Raw genomic sequence first — 15,699 nt, forward strand, 5'->3', positions numbered from 1 at the left:
AGCCCGACATCACGGGGCGTTGAGGGCCGGGCGGCGGTGTCTCACCCCCGCCGCCCGGCCCCGCGGCCTACGATCCGCCGCCGACCTGCTGGTTGTAGCCGGCCACGATGTTCTCCAGGGCCTTGTCGGGCGACTGCTGGCCGTTGATCGCCTTGCCGAGTTCCGTCTTGGTCGGGTCCTCGGTGAGGCTCTTGCCCTTCAGCACCCACTTCGTCTGCGCGCCGTTGAAGTAACCGGAGATCGGGGCGTAGAGCGGGATCGACTCGTTGTACAGCTTGAACGCCGCCTGCGCCGCCTCGGACTTGAAGGGGTACTTCGGGTTCAGGCCGCTCTCGACCGGCAGGAAGCCGGAGGCCTCGCACAGCACGCGGTAGTTGTCCGGCTCGTAGACCCAGGACAGGAACTTCTGCGTGGCGGTGGCGGCGTCACCGTTGTTGTTGAAGCCGACCATCATGCCGCCGCTGTTGACGTCGCTGGCCTGCACCGGCTGGGCGGGAGTCGGGACGCTCGCCCAGTCGAACTTCTTGATGCTCTCGGAGAAGGCGGCGACCTGCCACACGCCGGACCAGTAGGCGACCACGTCACCGCTCTGGAACATGGCGGACGGGTCGGCGCCGCTGGTCCACACCGACTTCGGCATGGTCTTGTTGTCGTTCCATCCGACGAAGGTGTTCACGGCCTTCTTGGTCGCCGCGTCCACCGAGAACTTGCCGGAGGAGTCCGCGTGGACGTACTTCCCGCCCATCTCGTACACCATGGCGCGCAGCCGGGACGGCGACTGGTCGAAGGTCAGGGAGTACTTGCCGCCGGTCTTCTCGCGGACCTTGTTCGCCGCCTTGATGAACTCGGTCCAGGTCCAGGTGTTCTGCGGCGAGGTCGGGAAGGAGACGCCGGCCTTCTTGAACAGCGACTTGTTGATGAACAGACCGGACGCGGTGACGTCCGAGGGGATGGCCAGCACCTTCCCGGACGAGTCCTTGGCGAGGAAGTTGGCGTTGATCTTGTTGCTCTTCTTGCCGGCGATGGAGCTGAGGTCGATCAGCTTGTTCGCCCAGATCGGGTCCAGCGCCGGCACGGCCGCCACATCGGGCAGGGAGTTCGCCTGCGCGGCGTTGTGCAGCTTCGTCGGGTAGCCGTCGTAGGGGATGTTGACGAGCTTGACGGTGACGCCGGTGTCCTTCTTGTACTGCGACACCATCTTCTTCCAGCCCGCGTCCTGCCCCGGAACCGTGGAGATCCAGAACGTCAGCGACTTGGAGGTCCCGCCCGAGTCGGACCCCGATCCGCAGGCGGAGAGCAGAAGGGCACTTGCCGTGGCCACGGCAGCGAGGGGAACCACACGGCGTATACCGCCGCGGCCGAGACGGCGGGAGCGCCGCACACCCACACTGATCATCTTCGATCCCTTTTCTTCGTAGCGGAAGAAGCACGGCGCCAGCCGAGGCGGCACGGGTGCATTTTGCAGGAAATTTCGCTTTCCGGGGGCACGGCCTCGCCCGGCCGCGTCGCCTTGACGGGTGGGGTCCCCGGCCATGACGGCCGGCGTCGCACAAGCACGCCCTCGTGCGGCTGCCGTACTTCGCGTACGGGCGGGAGGCTCACCCGGAGTCGGCGTCCCGGCCGACTCAGAAAGCGCTTGTCCGGACATTGGCACGACGAGTCGGAAGCCGTCAATCCTTCGCCCCGGCGACCTCGGTCACGGTTTGGACTCCTCGGGAAACCGCGAGCCTGGCGGCACCCACGACGGTGCCGAGATCGCCGACCGTGCTGCTGACGACTTCGGTGGGCCAGCTCAGCCGGGCGAGCTCGGCCCGGACGCCGTGCAGGAGCTGCGGGTACGCGCCCGTGCTGCCCCCCAGCACGACCAGTCCCGGGTCCAGTACCGCGGTCACGGCGGCGGCCAGCCGGCCCACGTCCACGGCATGACGGTCGACCACGGCGCGGGCGGCGGCGCGGCCCTGCCCGGCGAGGGTGAAGAGCTCCTCGGCGGTACGGGGGCACGGCCCGTCGGTGTCCGGCCAGGCCTCCGCCGCGCGCCGCAGCAGCGAGCGCGAGCCGATGTACTCCTCCAGTGCCTCGTGGCGGGGCTCGCGGCCGTCGTCCCACGGGTAGGGAATGCGGGCCAGCTCACCGGCGGCGCCGTTCGCTCCGCGCAGCACCTGACCGCCGACGACGATGCCGAGGCCGATACCGACGCCGATCCGCAGGTAGCCGAAGATGTTCCGGCCCCGGGCGGCGCCTTCGTGCAGCTCGGCGAGGGCGGCGCAGTTGACGTTGTTCTCCAAATGGACGGGGACGCCCGGCGGCAGCGCGACGGCCACGGCGTCGAAGACGGGACCGGCCTTGGCGGTCGCCGGACGCATACCGGTGCCCTCCTTGCGCGGCGCGGTGACGTCACCTACGGCGACGACGATGGTCCGCAGCGGGGCGTCGGCGGGCAGCGCGTCGAGCGCCTCGCGCACGACGTCGGCGGCGCCCTCCCGGGGCCCGGTGGCCTCGGCGAGCAGTGTGCCGTCCAGGGCGCAGCCGCGGACCCGGGTGAGGGCGGGGCCGAGGTCGACGGCGAGCACGGCCCCCGCGGCCGGCCCGAGACGGTATACGGCGGCATTGCGCCCCGTGCCGCTGGAGGCGGTGCCGGAGTGGGCGGCGAGCCGGACGCTCTCCAGTTCCGCGACGGCGGAGGACACCGTCGGTTTGGACAGGCCCGCGAGGCTCGCGAGCTGAGGCCGGGTCGCACGGCCGGCCCCGGCCAGCACGGCGAACACCGCGCCCGCGCTCTCGGTCAGGCGGGGGGCTCTTGCCAGGTCTTGTTCCAACAGTTACCCCACACAGGTCATGGGCCGCTCTCCCCGGGGCGGTCGGCTTCGCGAACGGCTCCGTGGATGCGGCGATGGGATTCCTCTTGACGCACTGTACTTCGTTAGTTAACTTCCTAACGAATGTCACGGTACTCGCCTGCCGTGACTCCGCCAGAGGCCCGTCCCGGGGCTTCCAGAGTTGTCAACTGCCCTTCTCTCAGGCACGGTTCGCCCGCCGTCGCAGCACTGCGCACCGACGAAAGAGGATCCGTGCAGGACTCCGACTCCGCCAGCTCTCTCGTGCTCGGCATCGATGTGGGCGGCACCAAGACGCACCTCCGCGCCCTGGCGGGGGACCACCGCGTCGTCGATCACGTCCGTTCGAGCGCCGGCTGGCGGCCGCACGACCCCGCGGCCGCGGCCGACTGGCTGACCGGCCTGGTCCGCGAGACGCTGCCGGCCGACGCCCGCCCCTCGGCTCTTGCCGTGGGCGCGCACGCCTGCGAGACACCCCGCCAGTGCGCGCGGATCCGCGCCGCCGTGGAGAGTGCCTTCGGCGTGCCCGCGCTGGTCGTGGGCGACGCGGAGCTCCTGGTCCCCGCCGCCGGTCTGGACAAGGGTGCCGGCCTGGTCGCCGGCACCGGGTCCGTCGCCGTGGGGCGGCTGCCCGACGGCACCACTGTCCAGGTGGGCGGCTGGGGCGCCGTGCTCGGCGACGAGGGCGGCGCCGCCGGTCTCGTCCGGGAGGCGGCCCGTGCCGTCTGGGCGGCGCACGACCGGGGCGAGGAACCCGACGAGCTGGCGCTCGGCCTCGTGGCCTCGCTGGGCGTGCCGGAGGTACCGGCGCTGGGCGCGGCCCTGGAGAGCGCCTCCGACGTGTCCGCCGAGTGGGGCCGGCACGCTCCCGTCGTCTTCACGGCCGCCGAGGCGGGCTCGACCCTCGCCCGTGCCGTGATCGCCGAGGCGGGCCGCTCCCTCGCCGCACTCGTCGCCCGTCTCGCCGCGCGCGGGGCCGTCGTCGACGACGTGGTGGTCGCGGGCGGCACCGTGCTGTCCCAGCCCGCGCTCTTCGACGCCCTCACCGCGGCCCTCGCCGACACCGTGCCCGCGGCCCGTACCAGGCCGCTGCGGGAGCCACCGGTCGAGGGCGCGGTGGCACTGGCACGATCGCTGCTGTGACGCACCGGGTCACGCGTGCCCCCTCGTTCACCCGCGGGACATGTCCCGGCCGCAGCACCCTCGCCGATGGGACACCACCCGGCCGTAGTTCTTCGCTCGTAGGCACCACCTGACCCACGGGCCACTCAACTCCCCGTCGCATCAGGCAAGATCGCACGATCGCACCCGGCCGCAGGGCCGCAGAACTGAAGAGAGGCACACCCATGCCGTCATCCGCCGGGCACCACTCCCCCACCCTGAACCGGAGGGGTTTCCTCAGAACCTCCCTGGGCGGCTCGGCCGCGCTGGTCGCCGCGCCGGCCTTCGTCGGGTGGCTGGGCGCAGCGGACGCCAAGGCAGCCACCGCTCCCGCCGCGTTCGTCGACGACTACAAGACCAACGTCCTGGCGAACCAGACGCCCGAGACCAACGCGGTCGTCCGGGCCCTGGGAGGCTTCGCCCAGGTGTGGAAGACCGGCGGCGCCTGGAACACCGGCACCCCGCTCATGCCGGACATACTGCGCGCCAACGTGCGCTACTGCGAGCGGATCACCACCGAGCGCACCGACGCGGAGGCGAAGAAGGCCTTCGTCGTCGACCGCCAGCACCAGAGCTACGCGATGATCGACGGGCTCGGCCCGCTCGCCGCGCTCTACAAGACGGGGGCCAAGGCGGTCACGTCGATCACCAGCGCCCCGGACGGAACACCACCGGCCAAGATCGACGACGCCGTGCCCGCCGGCGCCCCGGCGGGCTCCGCGCTGGGCGCCGGCTCGTACGACTCCGAACTGGGCCAGGTGGCCCGGCTGGTGGACACCCTGCGCGGCAACTGGGCTTCCGGCAACCCCGCCAAGTTCGCCTATCTGTACCCGCGGCCGTGGCGGATGAACGAGGACAGCGAGGTCGTCGACACCGGCAGCAAGGACGAGTTCGGCTTCCCGGTGTACGAGTCGAAGGTCGTGGTCGCCCCGCAGCTGCTGCGCCAGCGCAGCGACAAGCCGGCCGAGGACGGGGGTTTCCCCAGCGGCCACACCAACGCCCTGCACCTGGCCTCGCTGGCCTACGCGTACGCGGTTCCCGAGCGTTTCCAGGAGCTGGTGACGCGAGCCCTGGAACTCGCCCACACCCGGATCGTCGCGGGCATGCACTCCCCCGTCGATGTGCTCGGCGGCCGGATCATGGCCACCGCGCTGGCCGCCGCCACCCTGGCGGACCCGGCCAACTCCGGGCTCAAGGCGGCGGCCCGCGCCCAGGCCCTGGCCTACTTCACGGAGAAGACCGGCACGACGGCCGACACCCTGTACGCGTACGCGCACTCCGCGGACACCGGCGCCGACCCCTACGCCGACCGGGAGGCCAACGCCCGTGCGGTCCGGCCCCGGCTGACGTACATCCTGCCCCGCCGGGGCCGTAAGGACCCGCTCGAGGTACCGAAGGGTGCGGAGGTGCTGCTGGAGACGCGGCTGCCGTACCTGACCGCGGCCCAGCGGCGCGAGGTGCTGCGGACGACCGCGCTGCCGTCGGGTTACGTCCTGCTGGACGGCTTCGAACAGTGGGGGCGGCTGAACCTGTTCGCCGCGGCGGACGGTTACGGCGCCTTCGAGCGGGACGTCGTCGTGACGCTGGACGCGGCGGCCGGGGGCTTCCACGCGGCCGACAGCTGGCGCAACGACATCGAGGGCGACGGCGGCCTGACCAAGCGCGGTTCGGGAACGCTCACCCTGACGGGCCACAACTGCTACCACGGTGGAACCGCCGTCGAGGCCGGTACCCTGGTCGCCGCCTCGCCGGGCGCTCTCGGCGAGGGCGACGTGCACGTCACGGGCGGCACGCTCCGCGCGGACAAGGTCGCGCGGGTGCGCGGCTCGTACGTCCAGGAGGGCGAGTCGACGCTGGAGCTGCCGCTGCGCGGGAACCACGGCCCGGCCCTGACGGTGAGCCGGCGGGTTCTGCTGGGCCGGGGCAGCGTGCTGTCCCTGCGGCTCGACGCCGAGCGGCCGCCGGCCGCGGGGACGACCGTTCCCCTCCTGTCGGCTTCACAGCTGCGCGGCCGGTTCGACCGTGTCGAACTGGACTCGCCGTCGCTGCGGGCCGTGCCGGTGTACACGGCTGACGGTCTGTCGGTGCGACTCGTGAGGCGGTAGCGCTTTCTCCGGCGGGGGCTGATGCACAGTGGGTCCATGAGGGACCTCTGGATCGCTCCCGCCGTTCCGCGGCCCGTGTCGCTGTCGCCCCCGGCACGCAACACGCCTGGGCCGGGCACACGGTGGCCGGTGCCCCTCCTCGTGGCCGTGCTGCTCGCCCAGATGGCCTGCGCGATGGTCACGACCGCCGTGCAGCAGACCCCGACCATCGACGAACCGGTGTACGTGGGCGCGGCCGCGGAGTACGTGCACGAGCACCGGCTGCGGCACAACCCCGAGCATCCGCCGCTCGGCAAGCTGGTCATCGGCGCCGGGGTCGCCCTCGCGGACCCGCACATCGATGCCGCCTTCACCGGGGACCAGGGGCAGTCGGGCCGCGACCTGCTGTACGAGTCGGGCAACGATCCCTGGCGTTTGATGCTGTGGGCCCGCCTTCCGATGATCGCGCTGACCCTGTCGTTCGGTCTGGTGGTGTTCGCCTTCGCCCGTGAACTGGCCGGATCCGTCGCCGGGTTGGCCGCTCTCGCGTTGTACTGCTTCTCCCCCGACGTCATCGCCCACGGCTCGCTCGCCACCCTCGATGTGCCGTCCGCCGGGTTCGTGCTGACCTCGGCGTGGCTGGTGTGGCGGGCGCGCCGCAGACCGCTGCTGTACGTGCCGCTCGCGGGGATCGCGCTCGGCGCGGCGTTGGCCACGAAGATGAGCACGTTGCCCGCAGTGCCGGTGGTGATGGTGCTGGCCGCGCTGTCCGTGCGGCGGGCGTCCGGGGGCAGCCGGCGCCGGGCCGTGGTGGCCGCGTCAGGTGTGGCCCTGGTCGCGGTCGCCGTCGTGTGGGTCGCGTATCTGGTGGTCGATCCGCGACTGCGCTGGGTTCCGGAGCAGCATGTGCCGGTGGTGCACGGGCTGCGGGGACTGCTGGTGGAGATGATGCCGTTCCCGGAGGCCTACCGGGACGGGATGCGCGTGCAGTTCGGGCTGGAGAACCGGCCCTGGCAGGGGTTTCTGTTCGGGCGGCTGTACGACGGCTCGCTCTGGTACTACCTGCCGGCCGCGCTGCTGGTGAAGACGCCGCTGGGGATGCTCGCGCTGTGGGCCGGGGGCGCCGCGGCCGTCGTCGGGGTCCGGCGGCTGCGGCCTGTCGCCCCCTTCGTACTGGCCGTTCCCCTGGTGCTGCTGGCGGCGGCCATGCAGGGGGCACGGGACTTCGGGACCCGGTATGCCGTGTTCCTGCCGCTGTTCCTCGCGGTGGCGGCGGGGTGCGTGCTGGTGTCGCGGCGGCGGTGGGTGTCCGTCGGGGTGGCGGTGCTGGTCGCGTTCGCCGCGGTGAGTTCGGTGCGGGCGTACCCCTTCTATCTGCCGTACGCCAACGAGGCGTTCGGGGGGCCGGGCCGGACCCGGGAGTGGCTGCACGACTCGAACGTGGACTGGGGGCAGGACCTCGGGCGGCTCGCGGATCGGCTGCGGGAGCGGTATCCGGGTGAGCGGGTGTGGCTCGTGTACAAGGGCGGTGGGGTGCCGTCCGCCTACGGCATCGAGGCGCCGGATCCCCGGCGGGTGCCGGTGCGTGAGGTGCGGGGGCTGCTGGCCGTGTCGGACTCGGCGGCCGCGAAGGCCACGGGGCGGCTGGCCGAGTTGATCCAAGGCAGCCGCCCCGTCGACGACGTCGGGCACTCGATCACGCTGTATCGCCGTTGAGTGCCGGGGCCCGCACGGGTCAGTGGGTCGCGTAGAAGAACCCGTCCGCGCTCACGTGCTGCATGACCCTGCTCGCCACCCGGTAGCGGCCGTTGGGCACCTCGGGGCACTTCGCCACGTGGACCGCCAGCGGGCCGGCGAACTCGTAGCCGCGGCGTTCCGCGTGGCGGGACAGGCTGTCGGTGAGGGCCTGGCCCACGTCGGTGCCGGTGCGGGTCAGATGGTCGTGCACGTCGTCGGGGAGTTCCACGTCGTAGGCGTTGGGGACCATGACGCGGCCCTCACGGCACACGACGGCGTTGTCGTCGCACTCACGCCGCAGGGCGTCGACGACCTCGACCGGTTCCTTGTCGAGGAGCCGCGCCCACAGCGCGTCCCAGCGGTTCTCCAGGGTCTGTTCCAGCGCACTCAGCGCGCTCATGCCGTCTCTCCTGCCGGAAGCGTCGTCGGTCGGTCGGGGTGTCGGGGGATGCCCTAGCGGTCGTCGAAGTCGTCGGGGCGCACCTCGGCCTCCTCCAGGGCCTCGCGCATCGTGCGGCCGGTGGCCCCCGGCGGGCGCGTGCGGTTCTCGTCGTGCTGTTCCAGCAGTTCGTCGGTGGTCTCCGTCTTGGGCCGGTTCTCCTCGGGGACGGTCATGACGTCGGCTCCTTACTTCGGTCGCGTGCGGCGGCGGGTTCCCGCCCGGCGCACGGGTAACCCCCTGCCGGGTGGCTCATGCCGCCCGGAGAAGCCCTGGTCACCATGTGCGTGAGCTATGTTGAACGTCCGTGGGAGACGAAGGAGGCGCACCGGTGCCATCGCCGCAGCAGGCACGCGCACAGGCATCCGCGATCACCTCGGGGAAGGCCGCCCCCGAAGCGGAGGTCTCCCCGTCCGCCCAGCTCAGGGCGCTCTTCGACCGTCCCCGCCTGTCCCCGGGCCAGCGGCGCATCGCTCAGTATCTGATCGAGCACATCACCGAGGCGGCGTTCCTGTCGATCACTGATCTCGCGGACCGGGTCGGCGTCAGCCAGCCCTCGGTGACGCGGTTCGCCTCGGCGGTCGGCTTCAGCGGATACCCGGCGCTGCGGGAGAAACTGCAGTCGATCGCGCTGGGCACCCTCGCGGTCGGCCCGGCCGAGGAGATGCGGGGCAACGAACTGCAGGCGGCGGTCGACGCCGAGATCGAGAACCTGGAGAACCTGCGGCGGGACCTGGCCGACCCGAACATGGTCATCGACGTCGGCCGCAAGCTGTCGTCGTCGGCCCCGCTGACGGTCCTCGGGCTGCGCATCTCCGTCTCGCTCGCCGAGTACTTCGCCTACGCCGCCCGCCGGATCCATCCGGACGTACGCCTCGTGACGCGGGGCGGCAGCGTCGCCTACGACGCGCTGCTGCAGTCGCGTGAGGCGGGCGGGACCTGGGTGCTGGCCTTCTCCATGCCCCGGCACGCGCAGGAGACCCTGACGGCCGTGCGGGTCGCGCGGGGCGCCGGGCTCAAGGTCGCCCTGATCACCGATCTGGCGCTCGGGCCGCTCGCGGACGAGGCCGACGTCGTCTTCGCCATCGGGACGGGGTCTCGGCTGGTGTTCGACTCGTACGCGGCCCCGGGCGTGATGTGCTCGGCGCTGCTGCAGGCCATGACGGACGCGGATCCGGAGCGGACGCAGGCGCGGCTGGAGGAGTACGAGCAGGTCGCCGACCAGCATCAGTTCTTCCTCAGGGACTGAGCGGCGCCCGGCGGGTTCCACAAGGGGGCCATTCCACAACAAAGCGCGCATGAATGTTTTCATGCTCCTTGCAAACCGGATGGCATATATAAATACTGCTCACGGATCGCGACCCGGCCGGTTCCGGATCCGTTCCGCACCCGTGGAGCCGGGTCCTACCCACTCCGGGTCCCGGGTGTTCGTGGCGGCCCCGGTCATCCCCTAGGCCGGGGCCGCCCCGACCCGTCGTCCACCCTTACGACGCCGCACACCCGGAAGCGATGATCATGCAACTGACGACCACGCGCATCAGCCCCGACTGGCCCTGCCAGGTCAAGACGCCCGGGAGCTACGACTGGGAGCGCTCGGCGGCCAAGTGGCTGCGCGAACTGGTGCCCACGCGCTACGCCGGCTACCCCGTGTTCATCCGCCACCCCGTCCTCCTCGCCCGGCACGCCCACATCCAGGTCCAGAACGAGATCCGGGTCGCCCGCACCGCCCTGCAGACCGCCCGCGCCGACCTGCCCGGACTGGGCCTGCACGAGGGTGTCATCGAGCACACGATCAAGCTGTACGCGGCCGAGGTCATGCAGCTCCAGCACATCGCGCGCAGCGTCCGGGCGGTCACCCAGGCCCTGGTGGAGGCGAACCGCCAGCCGTGAGCCGCCCGGCATGACCGGCGCCGTGCGTGGCACACGTGAGGGAATGAGCACCACGAAAGCCCGGCGCGGTGAGCCGGTGACCACGGTCCTGACCTGGCAGGTGCGCCCCGGCCGGGAGCAGCGGTTCGAGGAGTGGACGCACGGCATCACCCGCTGCGCGAGACAGTTCCCCGGCAACGAGGGCGTCTCCTGGCTGACCCCCGAGGACGGCCACCGCTACCACGCGGTGCTGCGCTGGTCCGATCAGCACCGGCTCGCCGCCTGGCTGGAGTCCGAGGAGCGTGCGCGCTGGCACCGGCGGATCGAGGACGTCGCCACCGAGGTCAGCAGCGAGCGCCAGTCGACGACCGGGATGGAGACCTGGTTCAGCCTCCCGGGCACCACGGTGCAGGCCCCGCCCCGGTGGAAGATGGTCCTCACCACCTTCCTCGGCGCCTACCCCTTCACCCTGCTCATCCAGTGGCTGGTGACGCCCCACACCACCGGCTGGCCGCTGCCCCTTCGGGCCGCCGTCTTCCCACTGGTGCTGTTGCCGCTGCTGACGTACCTGGTGATGCCGCGGCTCAGCCGGCTGCTGCGGCTGTGGCTCTATCCGCGCGACGGCAACTGATAGGTCCCCGCGGGGCAGGTGTGGCCCGAGTGGCCACGGAGACGGACGAGCAGTCCGGGCGCACAAGGCGGTCTGCGAATCGGGCCAGGTATGCGATGCTCAACCCGTGACGAGCGAGCCCGTGACGCCGGCGCAGCCCGGTGCCGCACCGGACCTGGCCGAACTGGCCAAGATCGTCGCCCGGCAGCGCGCCGAGATGGACCGGCTGCGCGACCAGGCGGCCGTCTCCGCTGTCGTGGAACGGGCCAAGGGCGCGGTGATGGCGCTGACCGGCTGTTCCGCGGACGCCGCGGGTGAGCAGCTGCTCCAGCGGGCCAAGTCCGCCCGTCACACCCTGCTGGAGGAGTGCTGGATCACCCTCGGCACACTCGCTCCGATGCCGCCCGGCCCGGGCAGGGCGAGCGAGTCGTACGGCATCGAGGCGACCGGCTGGGCAGGTGACCCGGAGCCGCTGGAGGTGCCCGACGACGTCACCGCCGCCCTGGCCCGCCTCGGCCAAGCCCTCGTTCGGGTGATGACACCGCACGACCTCGCCCGGTGTCTGCTGGAGCACCTGGGTCCCGACATGTCGGCGGACGCGGTCCTGATCTACGCCCGCAGGCCCGACGGCGGCCTCGGACTGATCGGGCACGCGGGGATCGACGAGAATCTGGCGGCCCAGTGGTGCCAGGTGCCGCCGCTGAGCGGAATGGCGGCGCTGGACGCGCTCCGGGCGGGCGAGCCGCGCTGGCTGGAGGACTTCGCCGCGGACCAGCGGCGGTACCTGCTCATCGGGGATCCTCCCGACCGGTGGCGTTCGCGGGCCTGGCTGCCCGTGCCTGCCGCGGGGTCCGCCGAGGTCTGCATCGGTGTGCTGCGCGGGCGTGCCGGGGCGTTCACCCCACGCGACCGCGCCCACCTGCGGGGCGTCACCGGGCTGTGCGCCGGCCGGCTGCGCGCCTTCGAGATCCCGCCCGAGCGCGACGCCGACGCCGCCACGGACGCGGTGCAGGCGCTGTTCGAGGCGCTGCCGGTGGCGGCCATGCTGCTCACGCCGGTGCGGACCGCGACGGGCGAGACCGAGGACTTCCGGGTGGAGGCCGCGACCACCCAGGTGGGCGATCTGCTGGGCCGGACCGGCGAGGAACCGGCGGGGCGGCGGCTGCTGGAGCTGCGGCCGGCTCTTGCGGCCGAGCCGCTGTGGCAGGGCTGTCTGCAGGTGCTGGCCACCGGGACGGCGTACGAGGGCGAGCCGTTCGCGCACGAGGAGGTCGTGGAGGGCGTCGCCGAGCTGTCCGTGTACGCGGCACGGGTGGCGCCGCTGGGCGACGCCCTCGTCGTCTCGTGGATCCGGCACGGCTCCTCCGACCGGCAGGAACAGCGGCTGGCGGACCTGCAGCGGCTGGGCAATCTCGGCTGGGCGAACTGGAACCTGGCCACGCAGGAGGCGTCCTGGTCGACCCAGGTGTTCTCCCTCCTCGGCCGGGACCCCGCGCGCGGTCCGGTGCCCCTGCCCGACGTGCCGGAGCTGGCGCTGCCCGAGGACACGCCCGCGCTGACGCGCGCGGTGGGGGAACTCGTCCATGACGGGCGGCCGTTCGACGTGCCGTTCCGGATCCGGACGAGCGGCGGCATCCGGCATCTGCGGCTGGTGGCGGAAGCGGTGCCCGACCGGCATGGCACACCCGTGGAGGTGCACGGCTTCGTACAGGACATGACCGCCCGGCGGCGGGCCGAGCTGGCCCTGGTGGAGAGCGAGCGGGCGATCCTGACGCAGCACGACGTGCTCCAGGCCGAGCGGACCCTGGCCTCCCGGCTCCAGCACGCACTGCTGCCGATGTCCAACCGGCCCGTGCATCTGGCCGGGTTGCGCGTCGAGGTCGCCTATCTGCCGGCCCAGTCGGGTGTGCACGTGGGCGGTGACTGGTTCAGTGCCATCGAACTGCCCGACGGGGACGCGCTGCTGGTGGTCGGCGACGTCGCCGGGCACGGCGTCGACGCCGTGGCCACGATGGCCCAGCTCCGGTTCACCGCGAAGGGCATGGTCATCACGGGCTCGTCGCTGACCGGCGCACTCGCCCGGCTGAACACGCTGCTGCTGCACTCACGCGACTCCCATACGACCGCCACGATGGTGCTGGCCCGCTACGAGCCCCGCCGCCGGCGCCTGGTCTGGGCCCAGGCCGGGCACCCCCCGCCACTGCTGCTGCGTGACGGGAAGGCGCAGTTCCTGCGCCGCCCCGGCGGCATGCTGCTCGGGGCGGCCGCCACGCCGGTCTATCAGGAGGCGGAGTGCCGTCTCGATCCGGGCGACCGGCTCATCCTGTACACCGACGGCCTGGTCGAGCACCCTCCGGACAGCATCGACCGGGGGCTGGATCAGCTCGCCGAGGCGGTGGCGGCTCCGCACGGCGACGGGCCCGCGTCGCTGGGGCCGTTGCTCGCGCGGATGCTGCCTGACGTGCGGCGGGACGACGTGTGCGTGGTGGACGTCCGGGTCCCTGGGGTCCAGGACCGGTAGGGCACGCCCGCCTCACGAGTCCCCGCGGTGGCGCCAGTACCACCACAGGCCCACGAGCAGGGCCAGCAGGAACAGGGTGGGCAGCACCAGGCCGGGGATGCGGGAGCCGTTCATGGGCGTGGCCTTCGGTTCGCGGCGGTTCGGGCGCCTCGTGCGTCGCCCAGGGCCAGGGTGCGGCCGCGTGGCCTCGCCGTTCCGCTGCTTTTCCCAACCGTTGCCCGGCGTTCGATCAACGGGGGGGCGTCGTCAGTCGACCGGGTGGCCCGGGTCGATGGTGACGGCGTCGGACAGGCGCAGCAGCGGCCCGTCGTCCTCCCGGTGGCCGCCCCACTCGACCGGGTCGAGGACGAAGCCGATGTGGTCGCCGCCGCCCGTGCGCGTCACGATCCGGCCGACGAACCAGGCCGGCGCGTCCCGCAGGACCAGGGCCCCGCCGTACGCCTCCCGCAAGGAGACGTCCTGGAATTTGTCGGTCCGGTCGCCGGTGTGCCCGCCGAACAGCTCGGCCAGAGCGTGCTGTTCGCGGCCGAGCAGGTGCACGGCGAGGACGTCCGCGTTCCGGGCCACCCGGAAGGTGTGGTTGAGCTCGGACAGCCACACCACGAACCGCACGGGCCGCAGCGAACACTGCGAGGCGAACCCGACCAGGCAGCCGGCCCGTTCACCGCCCGCGGCGGCCGTGACCACGTACATCTCGGGGTTCAGCCGGTCGATGAACTCGTCCATGCCGGCCATGGTCACACATCAGCTCGTGCCCGCCGGGGTCCGGGACTCCAGGGCCGCCCGGGTGTCGTTGCCGTAGACACCCGTCTCGTCGCCGCGGATGCCGTACCAGAGCTGGAAGCGGGCGACCGCCGCGGTGAGGGCGGGGTCGTAGCGACCGCTGGTGGAGCCGTCCCGGTAGACGTCCGGGATGCGCAGGAGGCGTTGCTGGAGTTCGGTCACCTCCGGGCCGGATGCTCCCTCGCGCAGTGTGCCGGCGCCGTCCGGGTCCACGGGCGCGGCGGCGGGCGGGGTGGGCGAGGTGGCTGTGGGTGTGGGTGTGGGTGCGGGGTCAGGGGTGGAGGCGGCGGACCGGGCCGGCGGCGCGGGCGCGGGCGACGCGCTGTCGTCGGTGTGCTCGCCGCCGAGCAGGAGCGCACCGCCGAAGCCGATCACCGCGGCCGCGAGGACGGCCACCGCGACGGCGGCGCGGCGCAGCCCGGCTCCCGGGAGCACGGCGTCCGTGGGTCGGCGCATCTCGCGGGCGATGGGCGGGAGTTGCTGTGTCAGGGCCTCGGAGCCGGACGGCGGTCCGGTCAGCGCGACGGACTCGTGGCCGCCGGGTTCCTGACCGGTCTCCCGACGGAACTCCCGCATCAGTTCGGCGAGCGCGTCGGTGCGGCGGGGCCGCAGGACGCGGATGGGTTCGAGGGCCGGGCCGTCCTGCGGCGGCCTGGACTCGGACGGTGTCGACACGTTGCTCTCCTTCGTCCGGGCCCGGGGGCGCCCGTCTTCGAGGATCGTCCGTTCTTGTTTACGCGGCCGCCGCGGCCGGGGTTCAGAGGTCCGTCACCTCCGATGGGCAGAGCACTCAGTACCTCCGGACGAGTGCACCGAGTGCCATGTCCCTTCCGGGTGCTACGTTCGCGCTCATGAGCTCCGAGAAAGCCGAGGCGGGTACCGGGAAGCCGCCCATGCGGGACGCCTTGGTCGCGGCGGCCTTCCAGCTGTTCCCGGAGCGGGGGTACGAGCAGACCACCGTCGACGACATCGTCGCCCTCGCCGGGGTCGGACGGCGCTCGTTCTTCCGCTACTTCCCCTCCAAGGAGGACGTGGTCTTCCCGGACCACGAGCGCTGCCTGGCCGACATGACGGCCTTCCTGGCGGACGGCTCCGACGACGACGAACCCGTGGGGCGGGTCTGTGACGCGGCCCGGCTCGTGCTGCGCATGTACGCCGAGAACCCGACGTTCTCCGTGCAGCGCTACCGCCTCACCAAGCAGGTCCCGGGGCTGCGCGCCTACGAACTGTCGGTGGTGTGGCGCTACGAGCGGGCCCTCGCCGCGTACCTGCGCCGGCGCTTCGCCGCCTGCCGGGACGGCACCCTGCAGGCCGACGTGATCGCGGCGGCGGTGGTCGCGGCGCACAACAACGCGCTGCGCTCCTGGCTGCGTTCGGACGGGCAGGGCGAGGCGAGCGCAGCGGTCGACCGCGCGCTGGCCTATGTGCAGTCGGCGTTCGGCGGCGTACCGGTGCCGCCCTCCGTGGAGCAGCCGGAGGACGTGGTGGTCGTCGTGTCGCGCCGCGGGGCACCGCTGTGGCGGGTCGTGCAGGAGATCGAGACGACGCTGGGGCGGGGCTGAGCCTCCGCACATTGAGGGTACGGAGTGCCTTTACGAGTGGCACTGAGTGCCATACTCTGTGCTGCGTGCACGGTGGCACGGCGAGCCGCGCACCCGTGT

14 protein-coding genes are annotated in these 15,699 nt (G+C 72.4%); 8 read left to right on the forward strand and 6 right to left on the reverse strand.

The window, feature by feature from the left end; translation table 11 throughout:
• Positions 1-67: 67 nt before the first annotated feature.
• Entirely contained in the window at positions 68-1,396 is a 1,329-nt protein-coding gene (locus ACFY5B_RS23385; RefSeq protein WP_389972140.1) for an extracellular solute-binding protein, read from the reverse strand.
• A 274-nt stretch (positions 1,397-1,670) separates the two neighbouring features.
• Entirely contained in the window at positions 1,671-2,816 is a 1,146-nt protein-coding gene (locus tag ACFY5B_RS23390) for an ROK family protein (RefSeq protein ID WP_389972142.1), read from the reverse strand.
• A gap of 252 nt (positions 2,817-3,068) precedes the next feature.
• On the opposite strand from ACFY5B_RS23390, the gene ACFY5B_RS23395 reads away from it, so the two are divergent.
• The 3 genes from ACFY5B_RS23395 (at position 3,069) to ACFY5B_RS23405 (ending at position 7,795) form a co-directional block, all read left to right on the forward strand.
• On the forward strand, positions 3,069-3,977 hold the full coding sequence (locus ACFY5B_RS23395) for an N-acetylglucosamine kinase (RefSeq protein WP_389972144.1): 909 nt from the start codon (positions 3,069-3,071) through the stop codon (positions 3,975-3,977).
• A 203-nt stretch (positions 3,978-4,180) separates the two neighbouring features.
• Positions 4,181-6,100, forward strand: coding sequence for a phosphatase PAP2 family protein (locus ACFY5B_RS23400; RefSeq protein WP_389972146.1), 1,920 nt, complete (start codon positions 4,181-4,183; stop codon positions 6,098-6,100).
• A 36-nt stretch (positions 6,101-6,136) separates the two neighbouring features.
• The gene (locus tag ACFY5B_RS23405) at positions 6,137-7,795 is read left to right on the forward strand and encodes an ArnT family glycosyltransferase (RefSeq protein ID WP_389972148.1); all 1,659 of its coding nucleotides are present in this window, start codon (positions 6,137-6,139) and stop codon (positions 7,793-7,795) included.
• A gap of 19 nt (positions 7,796-7,814) precedes the next feature.
• On the opposite strand, the gene ACFY5B_RS23410 is transcribed toward ACFY5B_RS23405, so the two are convergent.
• Both ACFY5B_RS23410 and ACFY5B_RS23415 read right to left on the reverse strand, forming a co-directional pair.
• The gene (locus ACFY5B_RS23410) at positions 7,815-8,216 is read right to left on the reverse strand and encodes a DUF3662 domain-containing protein (protein WP_389972150.1); all 402 of its coding nucleotides are present in this window, start codon (positions 8,214-8,216) and stop codon (positions 7,815-7,817) included.
• 53 nt (positions 8,217-8,269) lie between these two features.
• Positions 8,270-8,431, reverse strand: coding sequence for a hypothetical protein (locus tag ACFY5B_RS23415; protein WP_344455851.1), 162 nt, complete (start codon positions 8,429-8,431; stop codon positions 8,270-8,272).
• Positions 8,432-8,586: 155 nt separating this feature from the next.
• Between ACFY5B_RS23415 and ACFY5B_RS23420 the strand changes: the two genes are divergently transcribed.
• From ACFY5B_RS23420 to ACFY5B_RS23435, 4 genes are all read left to right on the forward strand, one after another.
• Positions 8,587-9,504, forward strand: a complete 918-nt coding sequence (locus ACFY5B_RS23420; protein ID WP_389972152.1) for a MurR/RpiR family transcriptional regulator — start codon at positions 8,587-8,589, stop codon at positions 9,502-9,504.
• A 260-nt stretch (positions 9,505-9,764) separates the two neighbouring features.
• A complete protein-coding gene (locus tag ACFY5B_RS23425) occupies positions 9,765-10,145 on the forward strand; it encodes a hypothetical protein (RefSeq protein WP_170321006.1) in 381 nt (126 codons plus the stop codon).
• A gap of 43 nt (positions 10,146-10,188) precedes the next feature.
• Complete coding sequence (locus ACFY5B_RS23430; protein WP_389972154.1) at positions 10,189-10,755, forward strand: antibiotic biosynthesis monooxygenase; 567 nt, start codon at positions 10,189-10,191, stop codon at positions 10,753-10,755.
• 106 nt (positions 10,756-10,861) lie between these two features.
• Positions 10,862-13,255, forward strand: coding sequence for a SpoIIE family protein phosphatase (locus tag ACFY5B_RS23435; RefSeq protein WP_389972156.1), 2,394 nt, complete (start codon positions 10,862-10,864; stop codon positions 13,253-13,255).
• Positions 13,256-13,501: 246 nt separating this feature from the next.
• Here ACFY5B_RS23435 and ACFY5B_RS23440 read toward each other — a convergent pair whose 3' ends face one another.
• Both ACFY5B_RS23440 and ACFY5B_RS23445 read right to left on the reverse strand, forming a co-directional pair.
• Entirely contained in the window at positions 13,502-13,990 is a 489-nt protein-coding gene (locus tag ACFY5B_RS23440) for a flavin reductase family protein (RefSeq protein ID WP_389972158.1), read from the reverse strand.
• 9 nt (positions 13,991-13,999) lie between these two features.
• Positions 14,000-14,713 (reverse strand): peptidoglycan-binding protein, encoded by a 714-nt coding sequence (locus tag ACFY5B_RS23445; RefSeq protein ID WP_389972160.1) that lies wholly within the window; start codon positions 14,711-14,713, stop codon positions 14,000-14,002.
• A gap of 218 nt (positions 14,714-14,931) precedes the next feature.
• Here ACFY5B_RS23445 and ACFY5B_RS23450 point away from each other — a divergent pair, with 218 nt between their 5' ends.
• Positions 14,932-15,600 carry a TetR family transcriptional regulator gene (locus ACFY5B_RS23450; protein WP_389972211.1) on the forward strand — a complete coding sequence of 223 codons (669 nt, stop codon included), beginning with the start codon at positions 14,932-14,934 and terminating at the stop codon, positions 15,598-15,600.
• Positions 15,601-15,699: the final 99 nt, after the last annotated feature.

Origin of the sequence: Streptomyces sp. NPDC013187 (assembly GCF_042899705.1) — a bacterium.
Taxonomy (GTDB): Bacteria; Actinomycetota; Actinomycetes; order Streptomycetales; family Streptomycetaceae; genus Streptomyces; species Streptomyces hawaiiensis_A.